Source organism: Micromonospora sp. NPDC003776, assembly GCF_053605645.1.
In genome coordinates this window covers 1-17207 of sequence record NZ_JBSGJR010000080.1, presented here as the reverse complement: position 1 = coordinate 17207, position 17207 = coordinate 1, and the positions used below count along the sequence as shown (strand labels likewise).

The 17207-nt window shown below is 72.8% G+C and carries 17 protein-coding genes; 8 read left to right on the top strand and 9 right to left on the bottom strand.

Features of this window, described 5'->3' with window-relative positions; translation table 11 throughout:
- Positions 1–82 precede the first annotated feature (82 nt).
- The 4 genes from ACWEVO_RS10100 to ACWEVO_RS10085 all read right to left on the bottom strand — a co-directional run bounded on the left by ACWEVO_RS10100 (position 83) and on the right by ACWEVO_RS10085 (position 4334).
- Complete coding sequence (locus ACWEVO_RS10100; RefSeq protein ID WP_452307208.1) at positions 83–1699, bottom strand: FAD-dependent monooxygenase; 1617 nt, start codon at positions 1697–1699, stop codon at positions 83–85.
- A gap of 94 nt (positions 1700–1793) precedes the next feature.
- Complete coding sequence (locus ACWEVO_RS10095; RefSeq protein WP_452307207.1) at positions 1794–2633, bottom strand: amino acid ABC transporter ATP-binding protein; 840 nt, start codon at positions 2631–2633, stop codon at positions 1794–1796.
- A gap of 5 nt (positions 2634–2638) precedes the next feature.
- Positions 2639–3433 carry an amino acid ABC transporter permease gene (locus ACWEVO_RS10090; protein WP_452307206.1) on the bottom strand — a complete coding sequence of 265 codons (795 nt, stop codon included), beginning with the start codon at positions 3431–3433 and terminating at the stop codon, positions 2639–2641.
- An 82-nt stretch (positions 3434–3515) separates the two neighbouring features.
- Positions 3516–4334, bottom strand: a complete 819-nt coding sequence (locus ACWEVO_RS10085) for a basic amino acid ABC transporter substrate-binding protein (RefSeq protein ID WP_452307205.1) — start codon at positions 4332–4334, stop codon at positions 3516–3518.
- A gap of 222 nt (positions 4335–4556) precedes the next feature.
- Between ACWEVO_RS10085 and ACWEVO_RS10080 the strand changes: the two genes are divergently transcribed.
- The 3 genes from ACWEVO_RS10080 to ACWEVO_RS10070 all read left to right on the top strand — a co-directional run bounded on the left by ACWEVO_RS10080 (position 4557) and on the right by ACWEVO_RS10070 (position 7718).
- Complete coding sequence (locus ACWEVO_RS10080; protein WP_452307204.1) at positions 4557–5156, top strand: TetR family transcriptional regulator; 600 nt, start codon at positions 4557–4559, stop codon at positions 5154–5156.
- Complete coding sequence (locus ACWEVO_RS10075; RefSeq protein WP_452307203.1) at positions 5153–6781, top strand: isovaleryl-CoA dehydrogenase; 1629 nt, start codon at positions 5153–5155, stop codon at positions 6779–6781. The genes ACWEVO_RS10080 and ACWEVO_RS10075 overlap by 4 nt, the downstream gene beginning before the upstream one ends.
- Positions 6782–6875: 94 nt before the next feature.
- Complete coding sequence (locus ACWEVO_RS10070; protein WP_452307202.1) at positions 6876–7718, top strand: SAM-dependent methyltransferase; 843 nt, start codon at positions 6876–6878, stop codon at positions 7716–7718.
- Between the two features lie 12 nt (positions 7719–7730).
- Here the strand turns inward: ACWEVO_RS10070 and ACWEVO_RS10065 are convergent, their stop codons facing one another.
- Positions 7731–8018 carry a DUF1905 domain-containing protein gene (locus ACWEVO_RS10065; protein WP_452307201.1) on the bottom strand — a complete coding sequence of 96 codons (288 nt, stop codon included), beginning with the start codon at positions 8016–8018 and terminating at the stop codon, positions 7731–7733.
- Positions 8015–8440: a DUF998 domain-containing protein gene (locus ACWEVO_RS10060; RefSeq protein ID WP_452307200.1), complete on the bottom strand. Its 426-nt coding sequence runs from the start codon at positions 8438–8440 to the stop codon at positions 8015–8017. Before ACWEVO_RS10060 ends, ACWEVO_RS10065 begins: the two co-directional genes overlap by 4 nt.
- 118 nt (positions 8441–8558) lie before the next feature.
- Between ACWEVO_RS10060 and ACWEVO_RS10055 the strand changes: the two genes are divergently transcribed.
- Entirely contained in the window at positions 8559–10532 is a 1974-nt protein-coding gene (locus tag ACWEVO_RS10055; RefSeq protein WP_452307199.1) for a multicopper oxidase family protein, read from the top strand.
- Between the two features lie 9 nt (positions 10533–10541).
- On the opposite strand, the gene ACWEVO_RS10050 is transcribed toward ACWEVO_RS10055, so the two are convergent.
- Both ACWEVO_RS10050 and ACWEVO_RS10045 read right to left on the bottom strand, forming a co-directional pair.
- Positions 10542–10964, bottom strand: coding sequence for an acyl-CoA thioesterase (locus ACWEVO_RS10050; RefSeq protein WP_452307198.1), 423 nt, complete (start codon positions 10962–10964; stop codon positions 10542–10544).
- A gap of 33 nt (positions 10965–10997) precedes the next feature.
- The gene (locus ACWEVO_RS10045) at positions 10998–12170 is read right to left on the bottom strand and encodes an acyl-CoA dehydrogenase family protein (protein WP_452307197.1); all 1173 of its coding nucleotides are present in this window, start codon (positions 12168–12170) and stop codon (positions 10998–11000) included.
- Positions 12171–12320: 150 nt separating this feature from the next.
- Between ACWEVO_RS10045 and ACWEVO_RS10040 the strand changes: the two genes are divergently transcribed.
- From ACWEVO_RS10040 to ACWEVO_RS10030, 3 genes are all read left to right on the top strand, one after another.
- Positions 12321–13739 carry an aldehyde dehydrogenase family protein gene (locus ACWEVO_RS10040; RefSeq protein WP_452307196.1) on the top strand — a complete coding sequence of 473 codons (1419 nt, stop codon included), beginning with the start codon at positions 12321–12323 and terminating at the stop codon, positions 13737–13739.
- Positions 13736–14809: a Zn-dependent alcohol dehydrogenase gene (locus ACWEVO_RS10035; RefSeq protein ID WP_452307195.1), complete on the top strand. Its 1074-nt coding sequence runs from the start codon at positions 13736–13738 to the stop codon at positions 14807–14809. The genes ACWEVO_RS10040 and ACWEVO_RS10035 overlap by 4 nt, the downstream gene beginning before the upstream one ends.
- 62 nt (positions 14810–14871) lie before the next feature.
- Positions 14872–15618: an N-acetyltransferase gene (locus ACWEVO_RS10030; RefSeq protein ID WP_452307194.1), complete on the top strand. Its 747-nt coding sequence runs from the start codon at positions 14872–14874 to the stop codon at positions 15616–15618.
- 112 nt (positions 15619–15730) lie between these two features.
- On the opposite strand, the gene ACWEVO_RS10025 is transcribed toward ACWEVO_RS10030, so the two are convergent.
- Positions 15731–16039 carry a DUF1330 domain-containing protein gene (locus ACWEVO_RS10025; protein WP_452307193.1) on the bottom strand — a complete coding sequence of 103 codons (309 nt, stop codon included), beginning with the start codon at positions 16037–16039 and terminating at the stop codon, positions 15731–15733.
- Between the two features lie 147 nt (positions 16040–16186).
- Here ACWEVO_RS10025 and ACWEVO_RS10020 point away from each other — a divergent pair, with 147 nt between their 5' ends.
- Complete coding sequence (locus tag ACWEVO_RS10020) at positions 16187–17146, top strand: hypothetical protein (protein WP_452307192.1); 960 nt, start codon at positions 16187–16189, stop codon at positions 17144–17146.
- The last annotated feature ends 61 nt before the right edge of the window (positions 17147–17207 follow it).

Below are 17207 nucleotides of genomic sequence, written 5' to 3'. Positions count from 1 at the left end.
ACCCGCGCTTCACCGACGCCGTCCGCGAGCTCGCCGACCGGCTGCGCCGCACACCGCCGCGGGACAGCTGACCCCGCGCCCGCTATCCGGGCAGCCAGCGTGCCAGGTAGGCCAGCAGCCCGGCCAGATCGGTGCCGCCGGCCCGGTAGCCGACGTGCCCGTCGGGTCGGATCAGATAGTGGCCACTGGCGCCGGGGCTGATCCCGAGCCGGCGCCACGCCTGCCCGGCAGTCGCGTCGGTGCCGTCCGGTCCGGCCACCCGGTGCACGTCGAGGCGGCCGCCGTACCGCAGGCTCAGCGCCTCGGTCTGGTCGCCGGGCCACGCCTTGGGCGGCCCGCAGAGCAGCAGGTGCCAGCTGGGCGCGGCCGTCAGCTGGTGGAGCGTGCCGCCCTGCGGGAGCGGGACGTCGGGCAGCCGGTCGCCGGCTCGTGGGCCCTTGCGCGGCGAATTCGGCCCGTCCGTCGACAGCGGACTTCTCCGGTAGGTGATGGTCAGCTGGGACACCGTGCGGAAGGCGGTGGAGCGGAGAAACCGGGGAGCGAGCACGAGGGGGATCAGCGCGGGGGCGACGCGGGTACGGACGAACCGCACGACCGGGTTGGTGGAGGTGGCGACGGTGAACGCCCGGTCGGTGAAGCGCAGCACCAGCCGGCCCACCGGCGCTCGTTCGGTCTCGTAGCTGTCCAGGAGGCTCGGGTCGGCGTCGCCGCGCAGCGTCTGGGCGAGCTTCCAGCCGAGGTTGACCGCGTCCTGGATGCCGGTGTTCATGCCCTGCGCCCCGGCCGGGCTGTGGATGTGGGCGGCGTCGCCGGCCAGGAAGACCGGGCCGGTCCCGTAGCGGGTGGCGGCGCGGTGGTGCAGCCGGAAGTTGGTCATCCAGACCGGGCGGCTCAGCCGCACCGTTGCGCCGGTGTAGGCGTCGGCGAACGCCTGCACCTCGGCCAGACTCACCGGGGCGTCCGGCGGCACGACGTCGGTGGGCGGCCGCATGACCAGCAGTCGCCAGCCGGCCGGATGACCGAGGGGGAAGAAGAACAGCATGCCGCGCTCAGACAGGAACGCGTGCGCCATGCCCGGTTCGAGGCCGTCGGCCTCCAGGTCGGCCAGGACGAAGGTCTGCGGGTAGGCACCGCCGGCGAACCCGATCCCGGCGAGGTGGCGCACGGTGCTGTGCGCGCCGTCGCATCCCACCACGTACCGGGCCGGCACCGGTTCCTCGCGCCCGTCGGTGTGCCGCAGGGTGGCCAGCGCACCATCCCCCGTCCGGTCGAGCCCGACCAGTTCCACGCCGCGTTCCACGCCGAGCCCGGCCGCGGCCAGGCGCTCGCCGAGGATCCGCTCGGTCTCGGCCTGCGACAGCAGCAGCAGGAACGGATACGCGGTGTCCTTCAGCCCGAGGTCGAACAGCGGCACGGAACGGGACCGGCCACCCGCGTGCAGGCAGAGCCGGACGGTGGTGTTGCCGGCGGCCACCAGCTCGCTCGTCACGCCGAGACCGGCCAGCACCTCCAGGGTTCGGGGCTGGATCGCCAGCGCCCGCGACTCGTGGACCCGGTCCACGGCACGGTCGATCAGGCGGACCCGCACGCCGAGGGAAGCCAACTGGACGGCCAGGGCCAGCCCGGTCGGTCCCGCTCCCACCACCAGCACGTCGGTCCCGCCCGCCCGGGCCGGGATCGCTGCCTCATGATCGACCATCTCGGCGCCCCCGACTCATCGGTCTCGCCCTCGATGGTGGCACCGCCGGCCGCCGGCCCGCGGTGTGACACGGCGTTCGGCTGCCGGTGCGGCGTCAGATCTGGTGGCGGTCGTCGGCCGGCAGGCCCGGCGACGCGGGCGGCTCGGCGGACTGGCCGGGCTGGCCGAGCTGCGCGACGTGGGTGGGGTCGAGGACCCGGGAGAGGAAGGAGCGGGTCCGCTCGTGCCGTGGCGCGCCGAGCACCTCCTGCGGCGGCCCCTGCTCGACCACCACGCCGCCGTCCATAAACACGACCCGGTCGGCGACGTCGCGGGCGAACGCCATCTCGTGGGTCACCACCAGCATGGTCATGCCCTCCTCGGCCAGCTGGCGCATGACGGTGAGGACGTCGCCGACCAGTTCGGGGTCGAGCGCGGAGGTGGGCTCGTCGAAGAGCATCAGCTTCGGGTCCATCGACAGCGACCGGGCGATCGCCGCGCGCTGCTGCTGCCCGCCGGAGAGCTGCGCCGGGTACGCGCCGGCCTTGTCGGTCAGGCCGACCCGGGCCAGGTTGTCCCGCGCGATCCGTTCCGCCTCGCCGCGGCCGCGACGCAGCACCCGGCGCTGGGCGATCGTGAGGTTGTCCAGCACGGTCAGGTGCGGGAAGAGGTTGAACGACTGGAAGACCATGCCGATGCCGCGGCGTACCGCGTCGATCTCGACGTCCGGGTCGGTCATCTCGGTCCCGTCGACCCAGATCTTGCCGGCGGTCGGCTCCTCGAGGAGGTTGACGCAGCGCAGCAGGGTCGACTTGCCGGACCCGGACGGCCCGATGACGCACACCACCTCGCCGTGGCCGACCTCGAAGTCGATGCCGTTGAGCACTTCGAGCGGCCCGAAGGACTTGTGCAGGTCGCGGATCTCGACGGCGGGCCGGGACTGGGTAGTCGTCATGTGGGTCACCGAGCCTTGGCGTAGCGGAGTTCGAGGCGTCGTACCAGCTGGGACAGCGGCAGGGTGATGATCAGGTAGGTGAGACCGGCGACCAGCAGCGGGGTCGCGTTGACCCGGTCGTTGAGCGTGTCCCGGCCGAACTTGGTGACCTCGATGGTCTGCGCGGTCACGCCGAGCACGTAGGCCAGCGACGAGTCCTTGGTGAGCAGGATCAGCTCGTTGGTCAGCGGCGGGATGACGATCCGGAACGCCTGCGGGATGACGATGGTGCGCATCGCGGTGAAGTGCGACATCCCGAGGGTGCGGGCCGCTTCCATCTGCCCCTTGGGCACGGCCTGGATACCGGCGCGGATGGTCTCGGCCATGTACGCCGCGGCGGTCAGGCCGAGGCCGATGCTGATCGACCCGAACACGCCGCCGGGGATCTCGCGCTCCGGGAAGGCGATGGGGATGCCGTACCCGACCAGGAAGAGCACCAGCAGCGCGGGCAGGCCGCGGAACAGCTCGATGTAGGCGGTCGCGACCCAGCGGTACGGCGCCACCCGGGACAGCCGCATCAGCGCCAGGATGGTGCCGAACACCAGGCCGAAGGCGAAGGCCCCGAGGGTGTAGAGGATGGTGTTGCGCAGCGCGACGGTGATGACCGTCGGAAACATCGACTCGATGATGTCGACGCGGAAGAACGCCTCCCGCAGCCGGCCCCAGTCCGCGGCGAGGACCACCACGGCGATGACGGCGACGAAGGTCAGGTACTGGAGCCAGAGGGACAGCCGTTCTCGCTGGCGGCGGCGCAGCTTCACGGTTCGACGCTCCTTGAGGGGTGCGGGGTTGCCGACGCGGAGGGCGCGCCCCGTGGACGCGCCCTCCGGTCGCGAGGATGGATCAGGCGTTCGGCTTCTTGCCGATCCACTTCTCGTAGATCGTGTCGTACGTGCCGTCCTGCTTGGCCTTGGACAGCGCGTCGTTGATCTTCTTGAGCAGCTCCGGGTTGCCGCCCTTCTTCACCGAGAAGCCGTACTGCTCGCCGGTGTCGAACTCGGCCGCGACCTCGAAGCCGCCCTGGTGCTCCTTGATGTACTCGGTCCAGACCGGCAGGTCGTTGATGGCGGCCTCGATCTGCCCGTTGGCCAGCGCCTGCTGCTCGGCGGCGAGGTCCTCGAACTCGACGAGCTGCAGGCCCTTCTCGTCGGCGAACTTCTTGGCGTAGTCCCGGCCGGTGGTCGCGGCCTGAACGCCCAGCTTCTTGCCCTTGAGGTCGTCGAGCGACTTGTACGGCTTGCCGGTCTTGACCAGCATCGCCTGCGTGGCGTCGAAGTAGGGATCGGAGAAGTCCATGACCTTCTTCCGCTCCTCGGTGATCGTCATGCCCGCGGCGGCCGCGTCGCACTTGCCGGCGTTGAGGTCCTGGCCGGACTTGATGCCCTCGAACGGGGTGTCGATGATGTTCTGCTGGACGCCGAGGTCCTTGGCGACCAGGTCCATGATGTCGACGTCGAAGCCGATCACCTTGCCGCTGGCGTCCTTGGACTGGAACGGCGCGTACGGCAGGTGGGTGCAGACGGTGAGCTTGCCCTTCTCGACGAGCTTGACCCCGCCCGCCTGAACCTCACCCTGATCCTTCTTGGCGCAACCGGCGGTCACCGCGAGGGCGGCGATCGCCACGACGACGCCAGCCCTGCGGACTGCGCTACGGACCTTCACGGCAGTGTCCCTCCGTTCGACCCCGCTGTGACGTGCAGCCAGGGTGGTGCAAAGACGGTGTGCGCGGGGGACGCTACCTGATCTGCGTTGCCGCACCAAGATCGCAAGTAAGGACCGCGTCCAAGCTGTGACCGTTCCGCACCGCCGAACCCGGCAGGCAGCGCCGAACGGGACACGGCGACGGCCTTGCCAGCAAGGTTTGAATGGTGGTTCACTTCTTGCGTGGCGTACCGGAGCACCGAGCGGGTCAAGGCCCGGCTGAGCGCCTCCCGCGAGCGGATCATCGCGGCCGCGCTGGAGATCATGGCCGGGCACGGGTACGCCGGCTGCACGGTCGCCGCCGTCGCCGAGCGGGCCGGCGTGGCCACCGGCAGCGTCTACCGCCACTTCCCCACCAAGGCCGACCTGTTCGCCGAGGTGTTCCGCACCGCCTCCCAGCGCGAGGTGGACGCCGTCGCCCGCGCCGCGGCGCTGGAGACCACCGCCGCGCAGCAGGTGTCCGCCGTCGCGCAGACCTTCGCCGGCCGCGCGCTGCGCTCCCCCCGCCTGGCCTACGCCCTGCTCGCCGAGCCGGTCGACCCGGCGGTCGACGCCGAGCGGCTCGTCTTCCGCCGGGCGTACGCGGACCTGATCGCCGACCACGTCGCCGCCGGCGTGGCCAGCGGCGAACTGCCCCCGCAGGACCCGGAACTGACCGCGACCGCCCTCGTCGGCGCCCTCGCCGAGGCCATGGTCGGCCCGCTGGCCGCCGGGGTCGCCGGCCCACACACCATCCCCGACCTGGTCACCTTCATCCACCGCGCGCTGGGAGTAGTGCCGTGACGACACACGAGGTCACCAACCAGGTTCCCCCGCTGGCCGGCTACGACGCGGCCGACGACCCGGCGCTGCTCGACGGGCTGGAGCGCGAGGGCGCCGGCTGGGCCGCCGCCGAACTGCACGAGCTCGGCCGGCTCGGCGGCGGGGAGCAGGCGATCGAGCACGGGCGGTTGGCCAACGAACACCCGCCGGTCCTGCGCACCCACGACCGCTACGGCAACCGCATCGACGAGGTGGAGTTCCACCCGGCCTGGCACGAGCTGATGAACACCGCCGTCACGCACGGCCTGCACGCCGCCCCGTGGGCCGACGTCCGGCCCGGCGCGCACGTCGCCCGCGCGGCCAAGTTCTACACCTGGCGACCCGACGCCGGGCACGGCTGCCCCATCTCCATGACCTACGCCGCCGTGCCGGCGCTGCGGCACGCCCCGGACCTGGCCGCGCGGTACGAACCGCTGCTCACCGCCGGCACGTACGACTTCGGCCTGCGCCCGCCGCTGGCCAAGCGGGGGCTGCTGGCCGGCATGTCGATGACCGAGAAGCAGGGCGGCTCGGACGTCCGGGCCAACACCACCACCGCCCACCCCGACCCGGACGGCAGCTACCGGCTGGTCGGGCACAAGTGGTTCACCTCGGCGCCCATGTGCGACCTGTTCCTCACCCTCGCCCAGGCGCCGGGCGGGCTCACCTGCTTCCTCGTCCCCCGGGTCCTGCCCGACGGCACCCGCAACCCGATGCGGCTGATGCGGCTGAAGGACAAGCTGGGCAACCGGTCCAACGCCTCGGCGGAGATCGAGTACGAGCACGCCACCGCCTGGCGCGTCGGGGACGAGGGCCGCGGCGTGCGCACCATCATCGACATGGTCAACCTGACCCGGCTCGACTGCGTCATCGGCGCGGCCGCCGGGATGCGCCAAGGGCTCATCACCGCCGTCCACCACGCCACCCACCGGCACGCCTTCGGCCGCTACCTGATCGACCAGCCGCTGATGCGCAACGTCCTCGCCGACCTGGCGGTCGAGTCCGAGGCCGCCACCGTCCTGATGATGCGGCTCGCCGGCGCCACCGACCGGTCCGCCCGCGGCGACGCCGGCGAGACCGCCTTCAAACGGCTCGCCCTCGCCGTCGGCAAGTACTGGGTCTGCAAGCGCTGGCCGGCGCACGCCGCCGAGGCCCTGGAATGCCTGGGCGGAAACGGCTACGTCGAGGAGTCGGGCATGCCACGGCTGTTCCGCGAATCGCCGCTCAACTCCATCTGGGAGGGCTCGGGCAACGTCGCCGCGCTGGACGTGCTGCGCGCCCTCGCCCGGGAACCCGAGGTGATGGCGGCGTTCCAGGCCGAGGTGGACGCCGCCGCCGGCGCCGACCCGCGGCTCGACGCCGCGCTGCGCCAGGTGCGGGCCGACCTGTCCGACCACGCCGACCTCGAACTGCGGGCCCGCCGGGTCGTCGAACGGCTCGCCCTGGTCCTGCAGGGTTCGCTGCTGGTCCGGCACGGCCACCCGGCCGTCGCCGACGCCTTCTGCGCCTCCCGCCTCGGCGGCGACCACGGCCAGGCCTTCGGCACCCTGCCCGCCGGCGTCGACTTCGCCGCCATCATCTCAAGGGCCACACCCAAGCTCGGCTGACCAAGGCGGCACTACGGCGGCACGGCGGGGCCGCCGGCCGCGGCGCCGACCGTTACGATCGGCGGGCACGCCCACTATGGACAGGGAGACCGCCGTGGCCGACACGACGTCAGGCGTACGCCCCGTGCCCGAGCAGCCGTCGTCGCGGATCGACCCCTCGGTGCCACACCCGGCCCGCCGCTACGACTACTGGCTGGGCGGCAAGGACAACTTCGCGGCCGACCGGCGCTCCGGCGACGCCGTCGCCGCGGCGTACCCGGCGATCCGGACCACCGTGATCGAGAACCGGCGGTTCATGCACCGGGCCACCCGCTACCTGGCCGGCACGGCCGGGATCCGGCAGTTCCTGGACATCGGCACCGGCATCCCGACCAGCCCCAACATGCACGAGGTCGCGCAGGGCGTCGACCCCGCCTCGCGGGTGGCGTACGTCGACAACGACCCGATCGTGCTCGCACACGCCCGCGCGCTGCTGAGCAGCAGCCCGCAGGGGGCCACCGCGTACGTCGACGCGGACCTGCGGGAGCCGGAGAAGATCCTCGCCCACCCCGACGTACGGGCCACCATCGACTTCGACCAGCCGGTCGGGCTGATGCTGGTGGCGATCCTGCACTTCCTCACCGACGCCGACGACCCGTACGGGATCACCCGGCGGCTGGTCGAGGCGCTCCCGTCGGGCAGCTACCTGGTGATCTCCCACGCGACCACCGACCTGGTGCCCCGGGACATCGCCGCGACGGCCGCGCCGGTCACCACCACCAGCATGATCGACATGGCGTTCCGCAGCCGCGACGAGTTCCGCGCCTTCTTCGACGGCCTGGAGTTCGTCGAGCCGGGCATCAGCCCGGTCACCGAATGGCGGCCGGACGACGCGCCGGAGCAGCGCCGGTCGGTCGCGCAGGCGTCCATGTACGCGGCGGTGGCCCGCAAGCCCTGACTGAGCGACCGGTCAGGCGTCGACGGTGAGGCGGACGGTCACCGGATCGCCGACCTCCAGCCCCTCCGCCTTCCGCACCGCCGCCTTGACCGGCACGATGTACCGGCCGTCCTTGGGCCACAGCGACGTCGCCCAGCCGGTGTCGCCGATCCGTGCGGTCACCGGGATCATGCCCCAGCCGTAGGTCACCAGCGCCGACGCCGCCTCCAGCTCACCGCACTGCTCCTCGGGAACGGTGACGAAGTGCCACGGCGCCGGCCCGCGCCAGAACCACAACTCGCCGGTGAACTCCAGGATCATCGACCCAGGATAGGAGCCGCGCGACGCGCGTCCAGGGCCCGCACGGCGACGACGCTCGTCCACACCAGCAGCGGGAAGACCGCCACCCGCTCCATCCCGCCGACGCCGACACCGACGTCGACCTGGGCCAGGAACAGGACGACACCGGTCACGCCAGTCATCCCGAGGGCGAGGCTCGCCGCCCGCACCGCGCCCAGCAGCGCCGACCGGCGGGCCAGCGCCGCCACCAGCATCCCGAGATTTCCCAGCACGAAGATGAGCAGCGCGGCGAGGAAGTGCAGGTTCTCGTCCACGTCCGCCGGGTACGCCCCGGCCAGCACGTACCCGGCCGCGCCGGCGAGGGTGAGCCGCTTCCTGGCGGTGGCGGCCGGGCCGCGGCCGAGGGCCGACCAGCCGAGCAGGACGCCGAGCGCGAGCAGCACCGTCCTCACCTACCTGGGCGCCCGCCCTTCGCCGTCCTGATCCCCGGGTCGCCGTTCCGGCCCGTCCGGCACGGTTCCGTGGCTGTGCGACGATCACGGCCATCGACGTTGAGCAGGGGTGACCGTGTTCCTCTTGGTGCATTACACCGACCTGGTGGTCGCATTGCTGGCCGTGCCCGTCGCCGTGGCGGCGATCTGGTTCGGGCTACGTCCCGCGGCGGCGGCAGGCACGAGGCCCTCGCGGATCTGGCGTCCGCTCTTCGGGCTGCTGCTCGGCGCGGCTGCGCTGCGGCTGGTCGCTGCTCTGCTGCTGCTGCGGAACGGGTGGGATTTCGCGGGTCCCAGGTTGGTGTTCGTGGCCCCGGCGTTGGGGGTGGTCGCGACGGTTCACGCGGTGTGGGTACGCCCGATGCTGCGGTCGCCGGACGAGCGGCGGGCTGCCACCTGGTCAGCCGGCCGCTGGGCGGCGGCGGTCTCGGCCGGTGTGGTGCTGGTGGCCAGCACGGCGCAGCTGGCGGGTGGGCGCGCCGCCGCGATCACCGGACTCGGGGTGGTCGTCGCCGCGGCGGTGGCGTACGCGTGGCGGCGTACCCGTCGGGGCTCGACGCCATCGCCCGGGCGGTCGCGCTGGTGGCTGACGGCGGCGAAGGGGGCGCTCGGCGTCGCGGTCGCCGCCGCGGTGTTCGTCGCGTGGTCCGCCGCCAGCGCCTTGCCGGCACGCAGCAGCATGACCGGCGGTCCCGTTGACGCCGGTGGCGGCCACGCCATGGACCACGGCCACCACGGTGTCAGTGTGACCACGCTGACCGGCACCGACACCACGGGCACGCCCGTGCGCCGGTTCACCTTGACGGCGCAGCCCGCCCGGATCGCACTGGACTCGGGACAGCAGGTGGAGGCCTGGACGTTCAACGGCGTGACGCCCGGCCCGCAGCTGCGGGTCCGGCTGGGCGACCTGGTGGAGGTGACGCTGGTCAACCGCCTGCCGGGCGTGGGTGTGACCCTGCACTGGCACGGCGTGGACGTGCCCAACGCGATGGACGGCGTGGCCGGGGTGACCCAGGACGCGGTCGCGCCCGGGAGCCGTTTTGTGTACCGGTTCCGGGCCGCGCAGGTCGGCACCTACTGGTACCACTCCCACGAGATGTCCTCCGTCCAGGTCCGTCGCGGCCTGTTCGGGGCGTTGGTGGTGCTGCCCGCCGACGCGCCCGAGCAGGGCGACGCCGTTGACGAGACGGTGCTGCGGCACACCTGGGTCGACGAGGACGGCGCGGCGACGCTCGGCGTGACCACCGGCGTGCAGCGGCGACAGGTGCCGGCCGGCCGTGCCGTACGGCTACGGCTGGTCAACACCGACGGCAAGCCCGCCACGTTCACCCTGACCGGCGCCCCGGTACGGGTCGTGGCGATCGACGGCACCGACGTCCACGCACCGGGCACGCTCGACGGCGTGCGGATCCTGGTCGGCGGTGGAGCCCGCTACGACCTCGCGTTCACCATGCCCGACCGGCCGGTGGTGCTGCACGCGGAGGGCCCGACGATCGTCTACAGCCCTGATGGGACCGCGGGCCCCGGCCGCGAGAGCCCGGCGCCGCCGCAGCTGGACCCCGCCCGCTACGGCACACCCGCCGCCACCCCGTTCGGGGCGGGCAGCCACTTCGACCGGCGCTTCACGCTCCGCATCGACGAACGGCTCGGCTTCTACGACGGCCGCCCGGCGGTGCGGTACACGCTCAACAACCGGTCGTTCCCGGACGTGCCGATGCTCATGGTCACCCCCGGTGACCTGGTCGAAGTCACCTACGTCAACCGCAGCGGCCAGCACCACCCGATGCACCTGCATGGCCACCACATGCTGGTGCTGGACCGCGACGGCCACCCCACGACCGGAAGCCCGTGGTGGGTGGACACCCTCGACGTCGGCCCCGGTGAGACCTACCGGGTGGCGTTCCGGGCGGACAACCCGGGGATTTGGATGGATCACTGCCACGACCTCGAACACGCCGCGAACGGCATGATCCTGCACCTGGGCTACGCCGGAATCAGCAGCCCCTTCCACACCGGGGCCGGCACGGTCAACCACCCGGAATAGTGCCCACTCTCAGAGGCTCAGCGGCCCCAGGTCGCTGGCCAGGGCCCGGAACCGCTCGCGTGGATCGGGCACCAGCCGCCGGGTGGACAGGTCGAGCAGGCCACCCACCCCGGTCACCGTGGCGACCTGCGTGCCGTCGGGCCGGGTCAGCTCCTGCACGATCTGGAAGGTCTTGCCCTCGCCCCAGCGGAACTCGCAGGACACGTCCACCTCGTCGCCGCCGCGCAGCTCCCGCAGGTACCGCACGGTGACCTCCAGGGCCACCGGGCCCACGCCGCTGGCGATCAGCCGGTCCTGGGAGATCCCCGCCGCGCGCAGGCACTCCCACCGGGCGTGCTCGCTGTACTGCAGGTACACCGCCTGGTTCAGGTGGCCCTGGGTGTCGAGTTCGTAGCCGCGGACGGTGACGCGTACCCGGAACGGATCTGCCATGGCGCGAGCCTAACCGCGGCGCCGGACCGGTCCTCAGGCCAGGTGGCCGCCGATCTTCGTGTAGCCGCGCAGCAGGTCCCGGGAGATGATCAGCCGCTGCATCTCGTCGGTGCCCTCGAAGATCCGGTACAGCCGAACCTGCCGGTACCAGCGCTCGATGGGCAGCTCGCGGGTGTAACCCATGCCGCCGTGGATCTGCAGCGCCCGGTCCACCACCCGGTTGACCATGCCGGCGCCGTAGAGCTTGCCCATGGAGGAGGCGTGCCGGGGGTCCAGGCCCTGGTCGACCGTCCACGCCGACTTGAGCACCAGCCACCGGGCGGCCTCCAGTTCGGTCTCCGAGTCGGCGATCATCCACTGGATGGCCTGGTTGGTGCCGATCTTCGCGCCGAAGGTCTCACGGGTGTTGGCCTGGTCGATGGCCATCTGCAGCACCCGTTCGGCGATGCCGATGGCGTGCGAGGGAATGGTGTAGCGGCCCTTGCCGATCCACTCCATGCCGAGCGCGAAGCCCTGGCCCTGCGCGCCGAGGATGTTGCGGTGCGGCACCCGTACGCCGTCGAAGATCAGCGACGCCGGGCCGCCCTCGCCCATCGTCTGGATGAGCTCCGACCGCCAGCCCATCTCCCGGTCCACCAGGAACGCGGTAGCGCCGCCGTTGCGGGCGCCCTTCTCCGGGTCGGTGACCGCGATGACGATCGCGAAGTCGGCGTCGTTGCCGTTGGTGATGAAGGTCTTCTCCCCGTCGAGCACCCAGTCGTCGCCGTCGCGGCGGGCGCGCAGCCGGATGTTGGCCGCGTCGGAGCCGGCGCCCGGCTCGGTGATCGCGAAGCAGGAGATGCGCTCCCCCTCGATGGTGGGGAGCAGGAACTCCCGCTTCTGCTCCTCGGTGGCGTGGAAGAGGATGTTGTCGGCCTCGCCGCCGAACCGGAACGGTACGAAGGTGCGCCCCAGTTCGGTCCAGATCAGCGACTGCATGACGGCCGGCAGGTCCATCCCGCCGTACTCCTGCGGGGTGGCCAGGCCCCAGAAGCCGAACTTGCGCGCCTTGAGCTGTAGCTCGCGCAGCTCGGACCGGTCCAGGCCGGGCTGGTGGGCGCGCTCGCGGCGCAGCACCTCCTGCTCCAGCGGCATCACCTCACGGGTGATGAAGGCCCGCGCGGTGTCCCGGACCGCCCGTTCCTCGTCGGACAGCGCGAAGTCCATCTCTCCTCCGGATCCTCTCGGTACGGGGCCGCACGGCGCGCGCGGAAGGTGCACCGGCCTCAAACTATCGGTGCAAGTTTTAGTTCGTCCAGACCCGGATGTGGCAGAGTCCGCTGGTAGTTTTCCGGTGACGTAGCTGAGGAGAACGCGATGGAGCTCACCCGGACCGACCTCTACCTGGACGGCCACTGGGTCACCGCGTCCACCGGGGAGACCATCCCGGTGCAGAACCCGGCGACCGAGGAGGTCATCGCCGCCGTCCCGGCCGGCACCGCCGCCGACGTCGACCGGGCCGTTGCGGCCGCCCGGGCCGCCTTCCCCGGCTGGGCCGCCGCCGCGCCGGCCGCCCGGGCCGCCCACCTGGACCGGCTGCACACCGCGCTGGCCGCCCGGGCCGACGACATCGCCCGGACCGTGGCCCTGGAACTCGGCACCCCGCTCAAGGTCGCCACCCGGGTGCAGGCCGGTCTCCCGCTCACCGTCCTGCGCAGCTACGTCGACCTGGCCGCCCAGCCAGCCGCCGAGGAAACCGTCGGCAACTCGCTGGTGGTCCACGAACCCGTCGGCGTGGTCGGTGCGATCACCCCGTGGAACTACCCGCTGCACCAGGTCGTCGCCAAGGTCGCCCCGGCGCTGGCGGCCGGCTGCACCGTCGTGCTCAAACCCAGCGAGCTGACCCCGCTGACGGCGTACCTGCTCTTCGACGCGATCGCCGAGGCCGGCCTGCCGTCCGGCGTGGTCAACCTGGTCACCGGCACCGGACCCGTCGTCGGCGAGGCCCTCGCCGCCCACCCCGACGTCGACATGGTCTCCTTCACCGGGTCCACCGCCACCGGCCGGCGCATCGCCCACCTCGCCGCCGACCGCATCGCCCGGATCGCGCTGGAACTCGGCGGCAAGTCGGCCAACGTGATCCTCGACGACGCCGACCTGGCCACCGCGGTCAAGGTGGGCGTCGGCAACGCGTTCCTCAACTCCGGGCAGACCTGCACCGCCTGGACCCGGATGCTGGTGCACCGGTCCCGCTACGACGAGGCCGTCACCCTCGCCGCGCGGGCCGCCGAGGGATACCGGCTCGGCGACCCCTTCGACCCGGCCACCCGACTCGGCCCGCTGGTCTCCGCCGCGCAGCGGCAGCGGGTACGCGACCACGTCCAGAAGGGACTCGCCGACGGCGGCCGGCTCGTCGCCGGCGGACCCGACGCCGCGGTGCCCGGCCGGGGCTTCTTCGTCGCCCCCACCGTGATCGCCGACGTCGACCCGGACAGCGCCCTGGCCCAGGAGGAGATCTTCGGGCCGGTCCTGTCGGTGCTCCCCGTCGACGACGACGAGCACGCTGTCGCCGTGGCCAACAACTCCCGGTACGGGCTGGCCGGCGCGGTCTGGTCCGCCGACCCGGAGCGGGCCCTGCGGGTCGCCCGCGGCATGCGCACCGGCGCGGTCGACATCAACGGCGCCCCGTTCAACCCGCTCGCCCCGTTCGGCGGCTACAAGCAGTCCGGCCTCGGCCGGGAACTGGGCCGCCACGGGCTGAACGAGTTCCGCCAGACCAAGGCCATCCAGCGATGAGGGCGCTGGTCGCCCGGGCCACCGGGACCCCGCCCCAGGTCGAGGAGATCGAACTGCCCAGCCCCGGCCCCGGCGAGGTACGGGTGGACATCCGGGCCGCCGGGCTCTGCCACTCCGACCTGTCCATGGTCAACGGCACCCTCACGCCGCCGTACCCGCTGGTGCTCGGCCACGAGGCCGCCGGGGTCGTCGCCGAGGTCGGCGGCGCGGTCACCCGCGTCTCCCCCGGCGCCCACGTCGTGCTGAACTGGGCGCCACCGTGCCGGCAGTGCTGGTACTGCGGCCACGGCGAGCCATGGCTTTGCGAACGCGCCGGCGCGCCCGCCGCCGCCCGAGGCCGCACCTCCACCGGCGAGCCGCTGCACGTCACGCTCGGCCTCGGCGCCCTCGCCGAACAGGTGGTGGTGCCCGAGCAGGCGGTGATCCCGGTCCCCGCCGACCTGCCCTTCGACGCCGCCGCCCTGCTCGGCTGCGCCGTACTCACCGGCGTCGGTGCGGTCCGCCGCACCGCGGCGGTCGCCCCCGGCGACGCGGTCGCCGTGATCGGGCTCGGCGGCGTCGGCCTGTCGGTGGTCTCCGCCGCCCGCGCCGCCGGCGCCGACCCGGTCATCGCCGTCGACCGCTCCCCGGCCAAGGCGAAACTGGCCGCCACCGCGGGCGCCACCGACTTCCTGCTCGCCGACGAGACGATCAACCGGGCGGTCCGGGCACGCACCGGCGGCCGCGGCGTCGACCACGCCCTGGAGTGCGTCGGGCGCAGCGAGACGATCCGCACCGCCTGGCGGGCCACCCGCCGCGGTGGGCAGGTGACCGTGGTCGGCATGGGCGCCAAGGACGACATCGTCGGGCTCAGCGCCCTGGACATCTTCCACTCGGCCCGCACCCTGCGCTCCTCGGTCTACGGGTCGTCCGATCCCGACCGGGACGTACCGGAACTGGCCCGGGCGGTGCTCGACGGGACCCTCGACCTCGCTCCCCTGATCACCGACCGGACCACACTGGACGGCGCCGCCGCGGGTTTCGACCGGATGGCCCGCGGCGAGGGCGCGCGGACCGTCGTCCTGCCCTGAGGACGGCCGGCGCGGCGTAATTCACGTGCGGCTCCGGCCGGGGCGGCCCTAGCATCCGGCCCGTGACTCTGGAGATCGTGAGCCTCGCCGACCGTCCCGACCTCGCGCCGCTGCTGACCAACGCCGACTTCGACGGGGCGTGGCCGACCTTCATGCTCCAGGACATGTTGAGCTCCGTGTACTACGCGGTCGCCGACGACGTCTACCCCGACCTGGTGCTCGCCGCGATCGACCCCGCCGAGCCGGGACGCGCCGTCGCCCGCGGGTACGCCGTGCCCGTGCACTGGCCGGAACCGGAACTGCCCGAGGGCGGCTGGGAACGGATGATCCAGCGGGCCACGGTCGACCGGCACCTCGGACGGCAACCGACGATGGCCTCGGCGCTGGAGATCACCATCCGACCCGACCGGCGGGGAGGCGGCGTGTCCGCGCTGATGCTGGACGCCATGCGGACGGCGGTCGCCAAGCGCGGCCTCGACACCCTCGTCGCGCCGGTCCGCCCGAACGGCAAGCACACCCAGCCCGACCTGCCCACCGCCGAGTACGCGACCCGGGTCCGCGCCGACGGCCTGCCGGTGGACCCGTGGCTGCGGGTGCACGTCCGGGCGGGTGGGCGGATCGAGCGGGTGGCGACCCGGTCGATGACCATCACCGGCACTCTGGCGGAATGGCGGGACTGGACGGGCCTGCCGTTCGACACCAGCGGACCGGTGCACGTACCGGGCGCGCTGGTGCCGGTGCTCTGCGACGTGACACACGACTACGCCGTCTACGTCGAGCCGAACGTCTGGGTGCGACACCGCCTGTAGCCAGGCGGCCCGGCTGGCCGCGGCGGCCGACGCGTACGCCCGTCCCGGGCGCAGCCGAACCGTGCAGACCAAACGGTCCTGAGCCCGCCGGCGCGGCGCTCGCGGTCGCCCGTCACCCGGATGCGCGGCGCCCGGGGACGCCGTCGACCAGCAGAACGACGCCCTCGGTGGCCGCCTCCCGATCGCGGGAGATCTCCCGGTATTCGGCGGAGGTGGACCAGCGTTCGAAGTCGTCCCGGCTGTCGAAGGCCATCAGGATCACCTTCTGGTGCGACCAGTTCCCCTCCACCACCTCGGGGGACTCGTCGGCGGCGAGCAGCCGCCCCCGGTAGCGGGCGAGGACGGGCAGGAACGCGGCGACGTACCGGTCGTAGCGCGGGCGGTCGTGGATGGTGATCTGGGCGAGGGCGAAGACGGCCACCAGGTCATGTTACTCATCGGTAAGCAGCCGGGGGCGATCGCCGGTCGGTAATCCGTCAATGCGTCACCGCCCTGACCTGCGGATACTGTGGTGCAAGGTGCATTCGCCCAGGTCGGACGACTCCCCCGACGACTGGAGGGCCCACTCATGTCCACCGACACCACCGCCCCACCCGCCGGCACCGGCAGCGCGCCCGCCCGGAAAGCCGGGAAGAACACCGTCCCGGAGGCGGTGTGGCAGGTGCGGGTCCGCACCAAGCTGGACGACCTCCACCAGCAACTGCGGGAGTTGGCGACGGCCGACCCGGCGAACGCCGCCCGCGTCGACGAGCTTCGGACGCAGCTGTCCAGGGTGGAGCCGGCCCTGAGGCGCAGTAACGTCATCGGGTGGCTGCGCGGCGGGAACGTCGAGTACGCATGGCAGACCATCCACGCGGTGGAGCGTGCCATGGTGCCGCTGCGCACGCCGGAGGAGCTGCTCGGGCTGCTGCCCGCGTACCAGGCGGCGGCCGGGCGGTACCTGGCCACCGACGACAAGGCGCTGACCGCGTTCGACCCGCAGGCCGACCTCGCCCAGCCGGCGCTGCTGCGGGCGAAGGTCCAGGCTCTGCTGCTGCGCTACCACACCGAGTCGGACGAGTTCAACGAGTCGGTACGCCGGCTGCGCAACCGCATGCTCGGCCTGTCCGTCCTCGCGCTGGTCGCCGAGACACTGATGGTGCTGGTGCAGTGGCGCAGCCCGGACGTGCAACTGCTCAAGCCACCCACCGACGCGGCCGGCGTACCGGCGTGGCGGCTGCTGTTCTTCGTCCTGATCGCCGGCGCGCTGGGCGCCTTCATCAGCGCGCTGCCCTCGATGATCACGTCCCGGTCCGGTGGCCTGCCGTACCGGCTGCCGTTCCAGCAGGGCCTGTTGAAGCTGGCGATCGGGCCGCTGGTCGCCGTCGTCGGGATCATGCTGGTGATCGGCGGCCTAGTGGAGACCACGGTGAGCAGCACGGCCGCGCTGCTGGGCGTGGCGATCGTCTTCGGCGCCGGCCAGCAGGCGGTCACCGCGTTCGCCGACCGCCGGGCGTCGGAGCTGCTCAGCCCGGTCACGAAGAGCTGACCCCAGGGCCGGTGGTGGCGCCCCGGCCCGCCGCGGCGGCCCCCCCCGGCCCCCCCCGGGC